18 protein-coding genes are annotated in these 17,814 nt (G+C 51.2%); 8 read left to right on the plus strand and 10 right to left on the minus strand.

Annotated features, from left to right (window positions below; all coding sequences use genetic code 11):
• The first annotated feature begins 175 nt into the window (after positions 1-175).
• The 7 genes from AC1W8Y_RS03405 to AC1W8Y_RS03435 all read left to right on the plus strand — a co-directional run bounded on the left by AC1W8Y_RS03405 (position 176) and on the right by AC1W8Y_RS03435 (position 7,659).
• Positions 176-502, plus strand: coding sequence for an ArsR/SmtB family transcription factor (locus AC1W8Y_RS03405; protein ID WP_482013061.1), 327 nt, complete (start codon positions 176-178; stop codon positions 500-502).
• Positions 499-1,182 carry an aquaporin gene (locus AC1W8Y_RS03410; RefSeq protein WP_482013062.1) on the plus strand — a complete coding sequence of 228 codons (684 nt, stop codon included), beginning with the start codon at positions 499-501 and terminating at the stop codon, positions 1,180-1,182. Before AC1W8Y_RS03405 ends, AC1W8Y_RS03410 begins: the two co-directional genes overlap by 4 nt.
• A gap of 61 nt (positions 1,183-1,243) precedes the next feature.
• Entirely contained in the window at positions 1,244-1,666 is a 423-nt protein-coding gene (gene arsC, locus AC1W8Y_RS03415; RefSeq protein ID WP_482013124.1) for an arsenate reductase (glutaredoxin), read from the plus strand.
• 62 nt (positions 1,667-1,728) lie between these two features.
• Positions 1,729-2,457 (plus strand): translesion DNA synthesis-associated protein ImuA, encoded by a 729-nt coding sequence (gene imuA / locus AC1W8Y_RS03420; RefSeq protein ID WP_482013063.1) that lies wholly within the window; start codon positions 1,729-1,731, stop codon positions 2,455-2,457.
• Positions 2,378-3,868 (plus strand): Y-family DNA polymerase, encoded by a 1,491-nt coding sequence (locus AC1W8Y_RS03425; protein WP_482013064.1) that lies wholly within the window; start codon positions 2,378-2,380, stop codon positions 3,866-3,868. The genes imuA and AC1W8Y_RS03425 overlap by 80 nt, the downstream gene beginning before the upstream one ends.
• Positions 3,869-3,883: 15 nt before the next feature.
• Complete coding sequence (locus AC1W8Y_RS03430) at positions 3,884-7,063, plus strand: error-prone DNA polymerase (RefSeq protein WP_482013065.1); 3,180 nt, start codon at positions 3,884-3,886, stop codon at positions 7,061-7,063.
• A gap of 140 nt (positions 7,064-7,203) precedes the next feature.
• Positions 7,204-7,659 (plus strand): GatB/YqeY domain-containing protein, encoded by a 456-nt coding sequence (locus AC1W8Y_RS03435; RefSeq protein WP_482013066.1) that lies wholly within the window; start codon positions 7,204-7,206, stop codon positions 7,657-7,659.
• Here AC1W8Y_RS03435 and AC1W8Y_RS03440 read toward each other — a convergent pair.
• The 4 genes from AC1W8Y_RS03440 to AC1W8Y_RS03455 form a co-directional block, all read right to left on the minus strand.
• Positions 7,651-8,097 (minus strand): PaaI family thioesterase, encoded by a 447-nt coding sequence (locus AC1W8Y_RS03440; RefSeq protein ID WP_482013067.1) that lies wholly within the window; start codon positions 8,095-8,097, stop codon positions 7,651-7,653. The genes AC1W8Y_RS03435 and AC1W8Y_RS03440 overlap by 9 nt on opposite strands.
• Positions 8,094-8,528 (minus strand): BPTD_2524 family lipoprotein, encoded by a 435-nt coding sequence (locus AC1W8Y_RS03445; RefSeq protein WP_482013068.1) that lies wholly within the window; start codon positions 8,526-8,528, stop codon positions 8,094-8,096. The genes AC1W8Y_RS03440 and AC1W8Y_RS03445 overlap by 4 nt, the downstream gene beginning before the upstream one ends.
• A gap of 81 nt (positions 8,529-8,609) precedes the next feature.
• The gene (locus AC1W8Y_RS03450; RefSeq protein WP_482013069.1) at positions 8,610-9,458 is read right to left on the minus strand and encodes a pirin family protein; all 849 of its coding nucleotides are present in this window, start codon (positions 9,456-9,458) and stop codon (positions 8,610-8,612) included.
• Between the two features lie 44 nt (positions 9,459-9,502).
• The gene (locus tag AC1W8Y_RS03455) at positions 9,503-10,288 is read right to left on the minus strand and encodes an isochorismatase family protein (protein ID WP_482013070.1); all 786 of its coding nucleotides are present in this window, start codon (positions 10,286-10,288) and stop codon (positions 9,503-9,505) included.
• 111 nt (positions 10,289-10,399) lie between these two features.
• On the opposite strand from AC1W8Y_RS03455, the gene AC1W8Y_RS03460 reads away from it, so the two are divergent.
• Entirely contained in the window at positions 10,400-11,308 is a 909-nt protein-coding gene (locus AC1W8Y_RS03460) for a LysR family transcriptional regulator (RefSeq protein WP_482013071.1), read from the plus strand.
• Between the two features lie 37 nt (positions 11,309-11,345).
• Here the strand turns inward: AC1W8Y_RS03460 and AC1W8Y_RS03465 are convergent, their stop codons facing one another.
• From AC1W8Y_RS03465 to AC1W8Y_RS03490, 6 genes are all read right to left on the minus strand, one after another.
• The gene (locus AC1W8Y_RS03465) at positions 11,346-12,446 is read right to left on the minus strand and encodes a tartrate dehydrogenase (protein ID WP_482013072.1); all 1,101 of its coding nucleotides are present in this window, start codon (positions 12,444-12,446) and stop codon (positions 11,346-11,348) included.
• Between the two features lie 103 nt (positions 12,447-12,549).
• Positions 12,550-13,386, minus strand: coding sequence for a pyrroline-5-carboxylate reductase (gene proC, locus AC1W8Y_RS03470; protein ID WP_482013073.1), 837 nt, complete (start codon positions 13,384-13,386; stop codon positions 12,550-12,552).
• A gap of 10 nt (positions 13,387-13,396) precedes the next feature.
• A complete protein-coding gene (gene ubiA, locus AC1W8Y_RS03475; protein ID WP_482013074.1) occupies positions 13,397-14,275 on the minus strand; it encodes a 4-hydroxybenzoate octaprenyltransferase in 879 nt (292 codons plus the stop codon).
• A 4-nt stretch (positions 14,276-14,279) separates the two neighbouring features.
• Positions 14,280-15,224, minus strand: coding sequence for a LysR substrate-binding domain-containing protein (locus tag AC1W8Y_RS03480; RefSeq protein WP_482013075.1), 945 nt, complete (start codon positions 15,222-15,224; stop codon positions 14,280-14,282).
• A gap of 47 nt (positions 15,225-15,271) precedes the next feature.
• A complete protein-coding gene (gene recG, locus AC1W8Y_RS03485; RefSeq protein ID WP_482013125.1) occupies positions 15,272-17,311 on the minus strand; it encodes an ATP-dependent DNA helicase RecG in 2,040 nt (679 codons plus the stop codon).
• An 84-nt stretch (positions 17,312-17,395) separates the two neighbouring features.
• The gene (locus AC1W8Y_RS03490; RefSeq protein ID WP_482013076.1) at positions 17,396-17,782 is read right to left on the minus strand and encodes a Rid family detoxifying hydrolase; all 387 of its coding nucleotides are present in this window, start codon (positions 17,780-17,782) and stop codon (positions 17,396-17,398) included.
• Positions 17,783-17,814: the final 32 nt, after the last annotated feature.

Raw genomic sequence — 17,814 nt, forward strand, 5'->3', positions numbered from 1 at the left:
TACAAAGTAAATAACTTCAATTCAAGGGTTTAATCAGCTGCATGAGCAACATAAGACGGTAGATGGCGGATGATAGCTAACTCAGCGATACTTTGACCATCCGCCAATTGGCGAAGATCATTGAGAAACTGAATGATTCATCCAATAATTCAATATTTCGAATAAAATTGAAATAATGGAAACAAAATCAGCAATTACCGCATTACTCGCCCTTGCTCAAGACTCACGATTAGCGATCTTCAGAGCGCTCATTCAAGTCGGACCCGAGGGCATGTCTGCGGGCAAGATCGGTGACTTAACGAATATTGCGCCCTCGTCGGTTTCGTTTCACATGAAAGAACTTGCACATGCCGGTATTGTGTCGGCTCGTAAAGAGGGGCGTTTCGTGATTTATACGGCCAACTTCAACGCCATGAATGAGCTCATTGCGTTTCTCACAGAAAACTGTTGCAGTGGTCATCCCTGTTTATCAACCCCAAGACAAGTCTGCGTAACCACATGATCAAAACATCTCACCAGCTTTTATCAGAAGCGTTAGGTACTTGTTTGCTACTCGCTGTCGTCATCGGCTCTGGGGTCATGGCGCAACGCCTGTGCGGTGGCAACGATGGTTTAGCACTACTGGCCAACACGCTAGCAACCGTTGGTGGTTTGTACATTTTGATTGAAGTCTTTAGCCCGATTGGCGGGGCACATTTCAATCCCGTGGTCTCCATGGTGATGGTTTACAAAGGTGCACTGCGGCGCGATTTGCTGGTGCCATATATGGTTGCTCAACTGCTGGGCGCGATGCTGGGTGCTTGGCTTGTGCACGCCATGTTTGATATGAGTATTCTGCAATTTTCCACTAAAGTTCGTACTGGTACTGGCCAGTGGGTTGCTGAAACCGTTGCTACCTGCGGTTTGTTACTCGTGATTTTGCGTGCACCAAGCAGTCGCGTTGCGGCCATGGTCGCAGCCTACATTGGCGCCGCCTATTGGTTTACTGCCTCAACGTCATTTGCGAACCCAGCTGCCGTCTTTGGACGGATGTTCAGTGATAGTTTTGCTGGCATTGCACCAAGCAGTGCCATGGGCTTCGTCTTGGCTGAATTGGTTGGCGGTTGCGTCGCGTTGGGACTAGATCGCGCGCTAGGTCAATTGCCTGTGAAACCACCCACAAGTTCGTCAGCCATCAGTTAATTTGCCCACCATCTGCGGTGATCCCGATCAATAGCTAATTAATCGCGTTCTACATGACATGATGAACAACATCACGATTTACCACAACCCTGCCTGTGGCACTTCAAGAAACACGCTTGCCCTGCTCAAGCACGCGGGGCTTGAGCCTAACGTTATTGAATATCTCAACACGCCACCAACGAAACAACGGTTGATCGAGCTTCTGGCTGACATGAAAATACCAGTACGAGCGTTGCTACGCGAGAAAGGCACGCCCTATGCAGCGTTAACGCTTGAAGACCCCACGTGGTCAGATGATCAGTTGCTGGATTTCATGATGCAGCACCCTATTTTGATCAATCGTCCGATCGTCGTGACGCCGCTTGGCGTAAAACTTTGTCGCCCCTCTGAGGCAGTGTTAGCGCTGCTGCCCGTGCCCAAGATTGGGCCGTTTACAAAAGAAGATGGCGAGATCGTTGTCGACACAGGGGATAGACTGGCCTGATTGAAGTAACAAAAAGTCACTATATACTGTATATTTATACAGTATAACAATGGTGGCTTTTAATGTTGATTCAACCCGAAACCATTCATCCCTCGCTCTGGCGCGGCTCACAGATAGGTGGCGTCATCGGGCCGTGCGTCAGTACGGGTTATTCGGATCTTGATGCGTCTTTGCCCGGTGGTGGTTGGCCTCAGGGCACCCTGATTGATTTGCTGCTGGCGCAACCTGGTATTGGCGAGATGCGTTTGCTCAGACCCATGTTGCATCAGTTGTTGGCGAATCAAACCGATGCATGTCCGGTCATTCTGCTTAATCCCCCCTACGAGCCCAATGCGCTGTGTTGGGCTAAGTGGCAATTACCTACGGACCAACTCATACAAATCAGAGCACGTAAACCCAAAGACTCAGCGTGGATTGCCGAGCAGATTCTGCGTAGCAATCATTGCGCAGCACTTTTGTGCTGGTTGGATCCCATTCGTCATGCTGATTTACGTCGATTGCATTTATTGGCACAAGGCACAGAGAGTCTGTTTTTAACCTTCCGTCCGATGACGACGAGAGATCAAGCGTCGCCTGCACCTTTGCGTTTAAGTCTTCATGCCATCTTGGGCGGCCTTGAAATATCGGTGTTCAAACGGCGTGGTCCTGTACTCAAACAAACTGTGCGCCTGAATTGGTATGACACAGACGAAACTCGAATTGAAACTAATCATGCAAGAACACTGGATTGGTCTTCGCCTCATCGCACCCAGCCTCAGCAGCTGGCGGCTACGATGGCTCATCGAGCCTGAGATGGCTGCGGTCATCGAACAAGGCATTGTCCAAGCGTGTACGCCAGCGGCCTACCACGCGGGGATTCGGCAAGGCATGCGACGCGCAAGCGCCATCGGCATCGCACCGGATTGTGTCATGATCGATAGAAATCAAGCCGCTGAACAAGCTTTATTGGATGGGCTTGCTCAGATCGCCTTGCGCTATACACCCAACGTCACGCAACAGAGGCATCACACGGTTTTGCTCGAGGTCGCAGGCAGTTTGAATTTATTTAATGGCGCGCGATGTTTACTCAAGCAACTAAAGGTAGATTGTAAAGCGGCGCAATTAAGGGTCACGACAAGTATGGCACCAAGTGCCATGGGCGCTTGGTTACTAGCGCAATCTAGCGCGCCCTCACCTCGCCGATTTTTAACCCTCAGCAAACTGCATCGTGCATTGAATCAAATGCCTTGTGTCAGCATGCCAGCAACATCGCTCTACTTAAATTGGCTTGCCAGTATTGGTTGCGACACACTAGGACAATTACGTCAATTGCCACGCGCAGGGCTCAAGCGCCGCTCGAGCACAGAGTTGCTTGATGAACTCGATCAGGCTTATGGCGAGGCTGTCTTCAAATATAAGCCCTATGTTGCACCTGAGTCATTTCGACAAAAGATTGATCTGATGGATCGCGCTGAAAACACGGCTGCGATTCAAGGGGTCATTGACCTCATGCTGAGCAATTTATGCGTGTGGCTGGCAGCCAAGCAATCGGCTATTTTGCGGCTTAAGTTTATTTTTTATCACGAACGATATCGGCAAGCAGATTCATCGAGCGAGCTCGTGCTTTCTGTTGCTGAACCCGCGTGGCTGATGGCGCATTTATCAAAGCTACTCAAAGAACAGTTGAGTAAACACGCGTTCGAATCACCGGCGGTGGCCATTGAATTAGTCAGTATTGAACAATCGCCTCTGCCTGCGGGCAATGGATCACTCTTTGCCGACAAACGTCGTCAATCTGCTGAGCTTAGTCGGTTGCTGGATTTAATTGCAATGCGCATTGAACCGAGTAATGTTTTACACCCGATGGTGGTGAGTGACTATCGCCCTGAAGTGGCGAACCGCTGGCATGCTTACCGAAGTCACGCCTCTGAATCGCACAGCCTCTCAACACAAAAAAGCCATCCATCAATTAAAAACACCGATCAACCTTTTTGGTTGCTCGCCAAACCGCTCGCTCTGTCTATGCTGAAAGACAGGCCGGTTTTTGGTTCACCGTTACAGCTTGTACAAGGGCCCGAGCGAATTGAGTCAGGTTGGTGGGATGCGCCACTGGCCGCACGAGATTATTTTATTGCGCAAGACAAGCACGCGAGGCGTTATTGGATTTATCGCGAAAGAGATACTGATCCGGTGCGTTGGTTTCTACACGGCTTATTTGCCTGACGAACGAATAGTGCCATGAAAGCCATCTTGCCCGGTTACGCAGAATTGCATTGTCTTAGCTATTTTTCTTTTTTACGAGGTGCCTCTTCCTCTGAAAGTCTGGTTGCTCAGGCAGCAGCGCTTGGCTATCACGCCTTGGCGATCACGGATGAATGTTCGATGGCAGGTGTTGTTCGAGCGCATACCGAAGCCAAAAAGCACGATCTACCGTTGATCGTGGGAACAGAAGTTCTATTACGCCGGCATGAAGACCCATCTATCGAATACTGCAAAATCGTTTTACTGGCACAAACGCGTCACGGCTATGGCAATTTATGCGATCTGATTACCCTAGGAAGAAGACGGGCTGATAAGGGTCACTACCTCTTACATCCAGAAGATATTGTTGGAATCGAGGATTGTTTGTTGATTCTGATCCCTGCGCTTACCGCAAATGAACATGATCTCGAAGGCGCTATTCGTTGGCTCGCAGATCATTTCAGAACACATGCCTGGATCGGTATCACGCGTTTGCACCGTGCTCGTGAACAGGCCTATCAAGCGCAGGTATTGCAACTGGCTCAGCAACATGGCCTCGCCTGTGTTGCCGTCGGTCAAGTCGAAATGCACAAGCGCTCACGCAAGCCTTTACATGATGTATTGGCGGCCATCCGCTTACGCAAACCGGTGGTTCAGTGCGGATACGAACTTGCCATGAATGCCGAGCAGCATCTGCGGACTCGTAGCAGATTGGCAGGTTTGTACCCACCAGAGCTCATGCGGGAAACGATACGTATCGCTGAAATGTGCCACTTTTCTCTGGATGAGTTGCGTTATGAATACCCAGAAGAAATCGTTCCTGCGGGTCAAACGCTTGAATCTTATTTAAAAGAACAGACCTGGTTGGGCGCAGCACGCCGCTACCCAGAAGGCATCCCAACGCTCGTGAGTTCACAACTTGAAAAAGAGCTGTCACTGATTCATGAGTTGCGCTATGAGGCTTATTTTTTAACCGTTTACGATTTGATTTTGTTTGCCCGAGAACGCAAGATACTGTGCCAAGGGCGTGGTTCTGCAGCGAATTCAGCCGTCTGTTATTGCCTTGGGATCACTGAGGTGAACCCAGCGAATGGCAACTCACTGTTCGAGCGCTTTATCAGTCGCGAACGTCATGAGCCACCAGACATTGATGTTGATTTCGAACATCAGCGGCGCGAAGAAGTGATTCAGTATCTCTATCAGAAGTATGGACGCCATCGCGCGGCGTTGACCGCCGTGGTGACCTCGTATCGTCCGCGAAGTGCCTTGCGCGATACGGGACGTGCGTTAAATATTGATCTGGACATCATCGATAAGGTTGCAAAATCCCATAAATGGTGGGATGGCAAAGCAGAACTGGTTGAGCGACTCATCGAGGCAGGTCTAGATAGAGGGTCAATGGTGACTCAGCAATGGTCTGAGCTCGCCCAAGCTTTACTGGGGTTTCCTCGACATTTATCGCAACACCCAGGTGGATTTGTGTTGGCAAAAGGTGCCTTGTCGCGTTTAGTTCCCATCGAGAATGCGGCGATGGCGGATCGCAGTGTTGTTCAGTGGGATAAGGACGACCTTGATGCGGTTGGGCTACTCAAGGTCGATGTACTGGCACTTGGCATGCTGACGGTGATCAGACGCGCACTGACTTGGGTGGCATGGCGTAGAGGCCTTGATCATTTCTCGATGCAGAACATCCCCGATCATGACCAGGCTACTTTTAGCATGATTTGCAAAGCAGATACGGTGGGGGTGTTTCAGATTGAATCACGTGCGCAGATGAGCATGTTGCCCCGATTAAAACCCACTTGTTTCTATGACTTAGTGATTGAAGTTGCCATTGTTCGCCCCGGCCCTATTCAAGGCGAGATGATTCACCCTTACTTAAGGCGTCGACAAGGATTAGAACCCATCACTTACCCGAGCAAAGCAGTTGAGTCAGTCTTAAAGCGAACACTAGGGATACCAATTTTTCAAGAGCAAGTCATGAAGATTGCCATGGTAGCGGCTGGGTTTACGGCTGGCGAAGCGGATGCATTGCGTCGATCCATGGCCGCCTGGAAGCGCAAAGGCGGGGTAGATCAGTTTCGAACAAGGCTCATCGACGGCTTGCTTGCGCGGGGCTATGAACATGTTTTTGCAGAAGCAATTTTCAGACAGATTGAAGGATTTGGTGAGTATGGATTCCCCGAGAGCCATGCGGCAAGTTTTGCCTGGCTTGCTTATGTCAGCGCTTGGTTGAAATGTCATGAACCTGAGGCGTTTCTCGCCGCCCTGCTGAACTCGCAACCCATGGGGTTTTATGCACCCGCTCAGTTAATTCAAGATGCGAAGCGTCACGGGGTTCAAATTGACCCGGTAGATGTTCAGCATAGTGCTTGGGATTGCACGCTTGTCAGGACGAAAGTCATTGCATCATCAGAAGCATTGACGCACGCTCAATCGAAGGCGTCTCAAGAAAGCAGTCAACAGCGTGTGCGTGTCTTGCTCGGTTTGAATCAAATCAGTGGTTTAAAGCAAGAGGCTGCAGAACGTATTGTCCATTCGCGCGAACATGGCCCTTTTACTGATCTCACGGATCTGGCCAAACGAGCAACACTTGAAGCGTCAGATTTAAAAACTTTAGCTCAAGCCGATGCCCTCAAAAGCTTAAGCGGCCATCGCCATCAAGCCGCTTGGGAGGCAGCTGCCGTTAAACCAGAGCGCGACTTACTGGCAGATACCGTCATAGTCGAGACCGAGACTGTGGCGCTGAACGAACCTAGCGAAGCGCAGCGCGTCGTTGCTGATTATCGTCATTTAGGCTTTACCTTGGGTCGTCACCCCATTGCATTACTGCGCCCTACCCTGCAAACCCTTAGATTTGCCACCGCTTGTGGACTGGCTGACTATCCGTCTGGTCGATTGGCAAGGGCATGCGGGTTGGTCACCGTCAGACAGCGGCCCAGTACTGCCAAAGGGGTTATCTTTGTGACGCTGGAAGACGAAACAGGATGCGTCAATATCATCGTGCAACCCACGCTGGCAATCCGTCAACGGCGTGAATTGTTGCAATCAGCCTTACTAGGTGTCATCGGTGTGTGGCAAAGCACTCAGGGGGTCAGACACCTATTGGCGGGGCGGCTTGAAGATCAAACCGCTTTACTCGGGCAGCTTCAGGCGACGAGTAGAAACTTTCACTAGAGACACGTTTGCTTGTCATCAAAGGGAAAACACAGCACCGGATAGGTCTAAACGAGTGACTGAGGCGTGGGGCCTCGCTTAAAACGTCGTGCCATTTATAATGATGGGCAAGCCATCTTACTTACTCAACAAGGTCACTCATGTCAGCACTTAAAACCCGCCTCGCCGATTCCGTTAAAGACGCTATGCGTGCCAAAGCGAGTGAGCGTCTCGGTACACTTAGACTCTTGCAAGCGGCCGTCAAGCAGAAAGAAATCGATGAACGTAAAGAGCTGACTGATGCAGAAATCACCGCCATCATCGAGAAACAGATCAAACAGCGTCGCGAATCTATCGCGGCTTTCACCCAGGCCGGCAGAACTGAAACCGCGGCACAAGAGACGGCTGAGATGGCGGTGTTGCAAGAATTCTTGCCACAAGCCGCCACCGACGAAGAAGTCGCGACAGCCATCGATCAGGCGTTTGCCCATGTGCAGGCCGAAGGGGTCACTGGGCCAGCTGCGATGGGTAAAGTCATGGCTATTTTGAAACAAGGCTTGGCTGGTCGAGCAGACATGTCAGCGCTATCGGCCCGAGTAAAAACCAAATTAGGTTGAAGCACTGAGGGCTGAAGCACCGACTCTGATGATCTTAAATGCACCTGACGCGGTAGCAACGATTGTCCCTTTGTCATCCCGTGCAACCGCTTCGCAAAAGGCAATCGAGCCTCCACGACGAACGCAACGCGCTTGAACAGTTAAATCACCCTCACCCGGCTCAAGAAAGTTTGTTGACATGCTGATGGTTGCCATCCCGTAATTGACGGGATCAATCGAACGAGCGGCCGCACTGAGGGTGAAATCAAACACACTCAAAATTGCACCACCGTGTATTTGTTGCCGACTATTATGCAAACCCTCTTTAATGGGAAGACGAGTGATTGCGGTGTCATTTTCACAGAGAACGGGAATGACACCAAGCATCTCTAAATACGGGATATCAAACCCGAAATAAGATACCCGGCCTGGTTTGGCGAGGTTGGTTCGATTCTTCATTTCTTAACAGACTTGGGTTCTGCCGCAGGCATATAGTCTTTGCACGAAGGCAGGCCGAACTCAATCGCAGCACGCATGGCTCGCATCGCAGATTGATCCCAAAGACTCACCCCTGCCATGATCATCGTTACTTCGCTTGACTGACCCGTTGTCGACACGGCATCGATTTTAGCCCATGATGAACCCGCAATCGTATCAATCACACGCAATTGCGACTGCCGTTTCGTTGCGTCTGATGAGACGATCACAGGGTATTGTGTGATGCCGCGCAAACAGTAATCGGCCTGTGCTTGAGCGCGTTTCATGACAACATCATAAGGCGCGTCTACCTGAAAAGTTTCTTGTAGTGCCGAGGAGGATTCAATCCCCCGTAAACTACTACAACCACTCAAAAGCAGCGCCAAGCCGCAAGCAAACCATGTAATTTTCATAACTATCCTTTTATAGGGAGTGACGGCATTTTATCCGACAACAAGCTGGCACCTGCCGTCAACCCAAAAGGATAGAACAACTTATCTGCCTAGCCTGCCCTCGCGTTGCAACCTGGCGCCAATTTCTCGAATACGCTGCAGACCTTCGGTCAACGTCGCCTCGCTGGTATGAATCGAGCTAGGCCCTAACACCAAGTCATGATCGTGTTTACGGGCTGAGCCAATGAGCACTCGTGTTTTACTGCCCATACTCTCAAACACGACCGCACCAGCACCAGCAATTTCAGCAATTTCCAGTTTGCTTGGGGTGCCGGCCACCTTGGCCTCACCCTCAAAGACAAACGCAAAGACAACATCATGTGTCGATGGCACGTCATAGGCCCACGACTGGCCTGCATTCAACGTCAACACAAAATAATTCATCTCTTGATGACTATTGATCGGGCTGTTTAATGAATGGCCATCGACGGTCAACTCACCCAATAACAATTGAATACGGCCAGCATCGATTTGCAGGGACGGCACATCTTCAGGGGCAACGTATTGTCCGATAGCTTGCGCATTTTCAACGATCGGTGGCATCGGCACCCAGAGCTGAAAACCGGTCGCAAAACCGCCTGTCGCAAACGAGCCCTTATGCCAAGCACCGCCACCCGCGTTCATCCACTCGAGACCACCGGCTTTCAATACACCGTTCATGCCAATAGAGTCTTCATATTGAATGTCACAATCGGGCTGCCACGTCAGCGTGGCTAAACCCGAGTGCGGATGCATGCCGAAGCCGAAGCCTTGCGGGATATCCGCCTGAATGAAGTCCAGGAAAACAAACGGTTTGAGCGCCTCACCATTACCTGAGGGGTTAATCACTCGTGTGATGGGCCCGTGCGAAGAGCCACGGTGAGTCGAAACAACTTGTCTAGTGGAATTCATTCAGTTTTCTCCGGAAATAAGTCTCGTGATCGACGCTTAGTGACTTAGCGCAGATTGCCTTTAGCAAACGCGCCGTATACGCCCTCTTTCTCAAAGGCACCAAAAAATGCGCCCGAGGCTGGGTTTTTGTAATTGCCAAGCATACTCGTGATCATTGGCGTCACTGTCATGATTTCAATGCCAGCTTTCTGCAAGAGATCGCGGCTATTTTGGGCGGCAATCTTGGTACACGCGGCAGAAATATCCAATAAGGCAACCACATGAAAGCCTTCAGCTTTGGCGGACAAGGCAGGAGGCACCAGACATACGTCAGTTGTCAAACCTGCCATGATGATGTTCTTTTTGCCCGTTGCACGAACTGCTTTGGCAAATGCTGGATCATCCCAAGCATTAATGACACCCGTGCGCTGAATACGTGCCTCATATTCTTGGGGCATGATCTCTTTGAACTCAGGCAACAACGGGCCCTGCGCTTCAGACTCTAGACTGCTGGTCAATACGATGGGCATGCCTGCACTCTTGGCAAAACGCGCCATAACACGAACCCACATTTTCAGTTGGTCACGCTCATCGGCTGAAGCCAGTTCGCCAGCCCAGCCAATGGTGCCGACTTGATGATCGACGAGGACGAGTGCGCTGTTTTCAATGTTAAAGGTACTGTGGTCGGTGGTGGTATGCATTGTTTTCTCTACAGAAAGGTTGGAAGGAGATGAGGTTGACTTATTAGCCGCCGCCGCTGGCGAAGTGGCACCAGCCGCAACCAATGAGCCGACAGCGGCTGCACTGAATGCGGTGTTTGCGAGAAAGCTGCGGCGTTCTTGACGATTCATTAAATAATCCTTGCTAGGGTAATTACTAGGAAAATAAATTATAACTAATTTATTTATCTTTATAATTGGTAAAAAATGAACACATATATCCATTTATGACATAATAAAGCCATGAACACTCATTTACTCAGCGACATCGCCCTCTTTGTCGAAGTCGTCAATGCGAAAAGTTTTACTAAAGCGGCAGAAATCCTCAGTATGCCTGCATCGACGTTATCAAGAAGAATTGCCGCACTTGAGCGCTCGATAGGTTTTCGTCTGCTAAACCGAACGACGCGAAAAGTCGACGTCACCGAAGAGGGATCCGCCTACTTCAACCGATGCAAAGATCTGGTCGCAGAGGCGAATCTGGCTCATGAAGAGATTTCACAATCTATCCATGTCGCGAAAGGTGTCCTTCGCTTGACGTGTGCGCCAGACTTCGCAACCTATTACATCGCCCCCTTTCTCGTTGAATACGCGAAAAAATGCCCCGCAGTAAAGGTCGAATTGTCATTGAGCTCTCGAGCCGAAGACTTGGTTAGCAATCACCTTGATCTGGCGATACGGATTGGTAAGCTGCAAGATTCATCTCTCATTGCGCGCCCTATGGGATCATTGCGCCAGGCGCTGTATGCAAGTCAAGCATTTCTAGCAAACAACCCTGCCATTGACTTGCCCGCCGATCTGATGAAAGTCGATTGCATTCGTATCAAGAGCGGTGCCGCCGGCTCCACTTGGCGCCTCAATCATTGTCACTCAACAGATAGTCAAAAAATCACGATCGATGGGCAATATATTGCAGGCGGGCCGATTGTTGCGCAGCAACTGGTCAAGCTCGGTTTAGGCGTGGGCTTACTGCCACCCAGCATGGCAGAGCAAGATTTGAAGCTGGGCCGATTGGTGCCAGTGTTGCCGGATTGGCGCGCCACTGACGTGCCAGTTCATGCACTGACGACCTCACGGATGATTACTGCGAGGGTCAGGATTTTTATAGAGATGCTGACGGACAATTTGAAGCGTTTAGAGGCGTCATCATGATGCTGGAGATGACGGCCTCAGAGCGCTCAACATTAGATCACTCAGCAATCAGCTTGCTAATGGCTTGACCCATATCCGCAGTATTGGATTTGCCGCCTAAATCGGGGGTGTGTGGCCCCTGAATCAACACGGTCTCGATGGCCTTGACGATAGCGTTGTGAGCATCGAGATAAGGCTTTTGTTCAGCTTCGGGTAGCCCCAAACCAAGATATTCAAGCATTAAGGCGCCCGACCAGATCATGGCAACTGGATTGGCGATCTTCTTGCCATAGATATCTGGGGCTGAACCGTGAACCGGTTCAAACAGTGACGGAAACTTGCGATCAGGATTCAGGTTCGCTGATGGTGCCAGGCCAATCGTGCCAGTGCAGGCGGGGCCAAGATCAGACAGGATATCGCCGAATAGATTCGAGGCGACAACGACGTCGAAACGATCTGGTTGCAACACAAATCGAGCTGACAAGATATCGATATGCTGCTTGTCTGTCGTAATTTCTGGGTATTGCTTGCTCATCTCTGCAGCCCGCTCATCCCAATAGGGCATACTGATGGCAATCCCATTCGATTTAGTGGCAATCGTCACATGTTTGCGCGCACGGCGAGTCGCCAATTCGAAGGCAAATTTCAACACACGGTCAACGCCCGTGCGGGTGAAGATAGATTCTTGCAAGACGATCTCTCGGTCTGTTCCCTCGAACATTCTGCCACCGACGGCTGAATACTCGCCTTCTGTATTTTCGCGAACGACAAAGAAATCAATATCGCCTGGTTTACGATGGGCGAGTGGGCAAGGCACCCCTTCGAACAAGCGCACTGGACGTAGATTGATGTACTGATCAAACTCACGACGAAACTTGATCAACGAGCCGTACAGCGAAATGTGGTCTGGGACAATATCGGGCATGCCAACTGCACCGAAATAAATAGCGTCGCAAGCCGTGAGTTGCGCCTTCCAGTCATCTGGCATCATTTTGCCGGTTTGAGCGTAATAGTCGCAGGATGCCCATTCGAAATGGTTGTATTCGAGCTTGAGGCCAAATTTTGCAGCGGCAACATCCAACACCCGCAAACCCTCTGGCATGACTTCTTTACCAATACCATCACCTGGTAGAACAGCAATACGAAATGGGCGACTCATGGACTACTCTCCTGTGTAATTTGTGATTGCTGTCGATCTTAACCCTTAGCAGGGGTAGTGGCTACTTGGCGTTGTTGAGCAGCAGACTTCTATCAGGCTGACATCACATCACGCCAGACTCTTGGGATAAAGCCTTAGCTCTTTGTTCAGCAGCAACCATCGCTTCTTGCACGATCTGCACAAAATCACGTTCGGCAAACACATTCAGCGCTGCAGCCGTTGTGCCCCCTTTTGACGTGACGCGCTCACGCAACGTGCCTGGCGTCTCGCTAGACTCAGCCGCAAGCTTGGTGGCACCAGACAACGTCGCTAAGGCTAAGGTTTTGGATTGCTCTTGACTGAGCCCTAAGCTTTGACCGCCAGCCATCAACGCCTCTATAAACAAGAATACATAGGCGGGACCACTGCCCGAAAGCGCAGTAACCGCATCAATGGCAGCGTCATCCTTGACCCAGACGACCTGCCCAACAGACGCGAGCAAATGCGTCGCAATGTCGCGATCATTTGTGCTGAGTTGGTCGGGTGCTGCCATGCCTGTGACACCTGCCGAGACCAAGGCGGGCGTGTTCGGCATGCAACGAACTACCCGTTGGTGCGGCACGCCATCGTGCGCCAACCAAGCAGACAGCGCAGCCATGGAAATACCCGCGGCGATGCTGATCACCAAGGTATGAGATTGCAAATAAGCTCGCGTTGTCTGAACGACCTCACGCATCTGCTGAGGCTTGACGGCAAACATCCAGACATCAAAATCTGCTAACGCGGCATCCGCCGTGGCGAGGGCAGTCACCCCTCTTGCCTGCCATTTTTGTCTGAGTAATTCATCAATCTCGATGACCAGTAACTGACTCGGTGGACAGCCTTGCGCCAGGAGACCCGAGGCAAGAGCGTTAGCCATATTGCCACCACCAATCATCGCAACTTTCGGAAATATTGCCATCTTTTTCTTCTCAATGAAATTTGGGTAATAGAACGGTTTGTGCTGCAATGCCCGACAAGATGGCAAAACCAAACCAAGTGTTATGTAAAAAAGCTTTGAAACACGATGCTCGTTCTCGATCGCGAATCCAATAAAGATGCACCGTAGCAATACAAGCAGCAACGAGTAACCCAACCCAGTAAGGCCATTCGTAGGCAAGCAACTTGCCACAATAGCCTAGCAAGATCAGGGTTGCGAGGTAAGACAGCGCGACCATCACAATATCGTAGCGACCAAAGGTAATCGCGGATGTTCTTAAACCAAGCCTGAGATCATCATCGCGATCAACCATCGCGTACTCGGTATCATAGGCGATGGCCCAAAACACGTTAGCGAGCAACATGACCCATGCCACGGTAGGCACGCCATCGGTGATTGCAGCAAAGCCCATGGGAATCCCAAACCCGAACGCAATGCCCAAATAGGCCTGCGGGATCGCGAAGAACCGCTTGAATAAGGGATAGGTCGCGGCTAACCCCACGGCTGCTACCGAAAGTTTGAGCGTCAGCAAGTTCAGGGGCAGAATCAACAGCAACGAGACTAGCGCCAACACCAGAGCAACTAACAGCGCCTCGCGAGGTTTGATCAAGCCACTTGTCAACACCCGTGTCTCGGTCCGTTTAACGTGCTTATCAATGTCACGGTCAAAATAATCATTGATCGCACAGCCCGCTGATCGCATGAGCGTCGTACCAACACCAAAAATGAACAAGATGACCACCGACGGCAGACCCTCTGCAGCCACAAACAAAGCCCAAAGGGTTGGCCATAACAACAACAGAATACCGATGGGTTTATCCAGTCGGACAAGTCTTGCGTACAGCCTCAACCGATTCATCACCATAGCCATGGGACTAGCCTTGAACCGGTAACTCAGAGAGCATCTTCACACCCTCTAGCTCACATTCAAAAATGGCTTTGACCAGTGACTCAATCGCCGCCGTCCGTGGAAAACTTTTTCGCCACACCATCACCACACGCCTATCTGGCACAGGTCGCTCGAAACTAACGTATTTCATGAATTTGCTATTTTTATCGTGACCTAATATCGACGTGCTGGGCATGACGGTAATACCGACGCCAGAGGCAACCATGTGACGAATCGTTTCTAGTGAGGAACCTTCGAAAGTCTTCTGTATGCCCTCGCTGGCGGCTGAAAATCTTGAAAGTTCAGGGCAAACCTCAAGCACTTGGTCTCTGAAGCAATGACCGCTGCCAAGCAACAGCATGGTTTGCTGCTTCAGATCACTCGAAGGGATTGCACGACGATTTGCCCATGGATGATGAGCCGGGACAGCCACCATGAACGGTTCGTCGTAAAGCGGTTGAATGGCCAGACCAGTCTCGGGCAATGGCAGGGCCATAATCGCACAATCAATCTCTCCGAGCCTCAGCAACTCAATTAAGCGGACCGTGAAGTTTTCTTGCAAAATCAGCGGCATTTGCGGCGTTTGCTCAATCTGCTTGGGGACCAGTTTCGGCAACAAATAAGGCCCAATGGTGTGGATCACGCCCACACGTAAGGCACCAGATAAAGGGTCGTGTCCTTGTCTTGCAATCTCTTTAAAGTTAACGCTTTCCTCGAGAACCCGTTGTGCTTGATCAACTAACTGCTGTCCAATGTTGGTCACGCCAATTTCGGATCCACCTCGCTCAAAGATGGTGACGCCCAATTCGTCTTCGAGCTTTTTGATGGCAACGGACAAGGTTGGTTGACTCACAAAGCAAGCCTCAGCGGCACGACCAAAATGTCGTTCACGAGCTACTGCCACAATATATTTAAGCTCTGTCAGTGTCATTTGCTGTGCTCTCTCATCGCGTTATGTGCACAAAATTACTTACCAAACTAGCTACGTAAAAAATCTTCACGACCACGCATCCAACGATTCAGATGTTGCTCGACAATGTGCGGCGAGGTTTTTCTGAGCGTTTGCGCCACCTGACGCGCCGTTGTCACTAATTCACCATCTTCGGCTAGATCAGCGAATCTCAACAGGGCGACGCCAGATTGCCGGGCCCCCAACAACTCGCCAGGCCCTCGCAAATCCAGATCTCGTTGTGCGATATCGAAACCGTCTTGCGTCTCAAACATGGCGCGTAACCTTGAGCGTGCCACCTGAGACAGAGGAGTCTGATACAGCAAGACACAGACTGACTGGCTTTGCCCCCGGCCCACACGGCCACGCAACTGGTGCAACTGTGCTAGACCAAAACGCTCGGCGTGTTCGATCACCATCAGTGACGCTGTGGGTACATCTACCCCAACCTCGATCACGGTGGTGGCAACCAGTACTTGTATCGCACCATCACGAAACGCTTGCATCGTGGCTGCTTTCTCGGCGGGCGTTAAGCGACCGTGCACCAACCCAACGGTGATGCCTGTCAGTGCCGCTGTCAACGTCGCGTGCGTATCGACTGCCGTTTCAAGCTCAAGCGTTTCGCTCTCTTCTATCAACGGACAGACCCAGTAAGTCTGCTGGCCGTTCACTGCTGCGCGCGCGATATGTTGGATCACTTCGTCGCGCCGACGGCTCGATAACAACTTAGTCACAATCGGGCTTCGCCCTGGCGGCAGGCCGATAATGGATGACACTTCGAGGTCGGCAAAAAACGTCATCGCGAGCGTTCGAGGTATCGGCGTCGCGCTCATGGCTAACTGATGTGGCACCTGATCAGGTTGATCACCACCCTGCCCCTCACCCTTGCGCGACAGCATCAAACGCTGATTCACCCCAAACCGATGTTGTTCGTCAACAATGGCCAACCCCAAGTTCTGGAATTCAACCGTATCCTGAATCAAGGCCTGTGTACCGACAATCAAACTTGCCTCGCCCGCTTTGATTTGACGGGTTGCTTCTCGTTTTGCTTTAGGCGTCAAACTACCCGTCAACCAGCAGATCGAAACGCCCAAGGGTTCGCACCAGACTTTCATTTTTTGAAAGTGTTGCTCGGCTAAAATCTCAGTGGGTGCCATGACAGCCACTTGCACCCCATGTTCAATCGCTTGCAACGCAGCCATGAGCGCAACAATCGTTTTACCGCTGCCGACATCGCCTTGAAGCAGGCGATACATCGGATAGCGTTTACCGAGATCGGCTGAAATCTCAGCGATCACCTGGTGTTGCGAGGCCGTGAGTTCGAACGGCAACGCTTGTCTCAATCGCTCTGTCAACGATTCGACACGGTCAGGTCTTGGCGGCAGCGACGGGGCACGTTTACTGCGCCTTGCATCCCGTGCCGCGGCTAAAGATAACTGTTGCGCTAATAACTCATCAAACTTGACCCGCATCCAGGCGGGATGTGTATGCTCAAGCAACGCCTGTTCATCGTCAGTCGGGCTTGGCGAATGTAGCACTCTGATTGCCTGAGCAAAGGGCATCAAATGCAAGCTAGCCACCAACGACTCAGGTAACGTGTCACCAACCGTCACTTTAGCCAACGCCTGTGTGATCGCCTTGCGTATCGTGGGTTGGGTCAGGCCTTCGGTGGCTGGATAAACTGGCGTAAGAACGGCAGATAGCGGGCTGCCAACAACGGTCAAGCGAGGATGAATGATCTCTAAGCCATGAAAGCCCGCTCGGACCTCACCACGTATGCGCCAGCGTTTGCCGCTTTGCATTTGCTGTTGCTGACTGGGGTAGAAGGTCAGCCATCGCAATTGAAGCGTGCCGGTGTCATCTTCGACGACAGCTGTCAACTGCCGCCTGGGCTTATACATGATGTCAGCACGGATAACTGTCGCTTCGATTTGAGCGCTCATGTTTGGCCGTAACTCGTCGATCGACAAAATTTTGGTTTCATCCTCGTAGCGAATGGGCAAATGCATGACGAAATCTTCGGGCGACTTCAACCCGAGTTTTTCAAACTTCTGCGCCGTCAGCGATATACCACCCGTGTCCACCTTTTTGGATGATGGGGCTGATTGGCTGACCACGACAGCAGACCTCTGCGCTTAGATGACAATCACAGCTTAGATGACAATCACAGCTTCGATTTCAAACTGAGCACCTTTAGGCAAACTGGCAACCCCGACGGTCGAACGCGCCGGATACGGCTGTGGCAGTGATTCGGCCATGATGGCGTTGGCAATGCCGAACTGGCTCAAATCCGTTAAAAACAAGGTCAGTTTGACAATATGAGCCAGTGAGCCACCTGCCGCTTCGATGACTGCCGTCATATTGGCGAAACTCTGTTTGACCTGATCCTCAAAACGGTCGGAAATCATCTCGCCTGTCGCGGGAACCAAACCAATCTGACCCGATAGATATACCGTCTTGCCCGCGGGCGCCATGATGGCTTGTGAGTAGGGGCCAACTGCTGCAGGTGCAGAAGCGGTGTGAACGACGGTCTTGGTCATGGTAAATCCTTGAGATAAAAAGATGGCTATTG

This window comes from Jezberella sp., assembly GCF_964834465.1.

Bases quoted from the DNA above. Each gene is read 5' to 3' on its own strand.
- AC1W8Y_RS03405 (WP_482013061.1), top strand. From the start codon at position 176: ATGGAAACAAAATCAGCAATTACCGCATTACTCGCCCTTGCTCAAGAC.
- AC1W8Y_RS03410 (WP_482013062.1), top strand. From the start codon at position 499: ATGATCAAAACATCTCACCAGCTTTTATCAGAAGCGTTAGGTACTTGT.
- arsC (WP_482013124.1), top strand. From the start codon at position 1,244: ATGAACAACATCACGATTTACCACAACCCTGCCTGTGGCACTTCAAGA.
- imuA (WP_482013063.1), top strand. From the start codon at position 1,729: ATGTTGATTCAACCCGAAACCATTCATCCCTCGCTCTGGCGCGGCTCA.
- AC1W8Y_RS03425 (WP_482013064.1), top strand. From the start codon at position 2,378: ATGCAAGAACACTGGATTGGTCTTCGCCTCATCGCACCCAGCCTCAGC.
- AC1W8Y_RS03430 (WP_482013065.1), top strand. From the start codon at position 3,884: ATGAAAGCCATCTTGCCCGGTTACGCAGAATTGCATTGTCTTAGCTAT.
- AC1W8Y_RS03435 (WP_482013066.1), top strand. From the start codon at position 7,204: ATGTCAGCACTTAAAACCCGCCTCGCCGATTCCGTTAAAGACGCTATG.
- AC1W8Y_RS03440 (WP_482013067.1), bottom strand. From the start codon at position 8,097: ATGAAGAATCGAACCAACCTCGCCAAACCAGGCCGGGTATCTTATTTC.
- AC1W8Y_RS03445 (WP_482013068.1), bottom strand. From the start codon at position 8,528: ATGAAAATTACATGGTTTGCTTGCGGCTTGGCGCTGCTTTTGAGTGGT.
- AC1W8Y_RS03450 (WP_482013069.1), bottom strand. From the start codon at position 9,458: ATGAATTCCACTAGACAAGTTGTTTCGACTCACCGTGGCTCTTCGCAC.
- AC1W8Y_RS03455 (WP_482013070.1), bottom strand. From the start codon at position 10,288: ATGAATCGTCAAGAACGCCGCAGCTTTCTCGCAAACACCGCATTCAGT.
- AC1W8Y_RS03460 (WP_482013071.1), top strand. From the start codon at position 10,400: ATGAACACTCATTTACTCAGCGACATCGCCCTCTTTGTCGAAGTCGTC.
- AC1W8Y_RS03465 (WP_482013072.1), bottom strand. From the start codon at position 12,446: ATGAGTCGCCCATTTCGTATTGCTGTTCTACCAGGTGATGGTATTGGT.
- proC (WP_482013073.1), bottom strand. From the start codon at position 13,386: ATGGCAATATTTCCGAAAGTTGCGATGATTGGTGGTGGCAATATGGCT.
- ubiA (WP_482013074.1), bottom strand. From the start codon at position 14,275: ATGGCTATGGTGATGAATCGGTTGAGGCTGTACGCAAGACTTGTCCGA.
- AC1W8Y_RS03480 (WP_482013075.1), bottom strand. From the start codon at position 15,224: ATGACACTGACAGAGCTTAAATATATTGTGGCAGTAGCTCGTGAACGA.
- AC1W8Y_RS03490 (WP_482013076.1), bottom strand. From the start codon at position 17,782: ATGACCAAGACCGTCGTTCACACCGCTTCTGCACCTGCAGCAGTTGGC.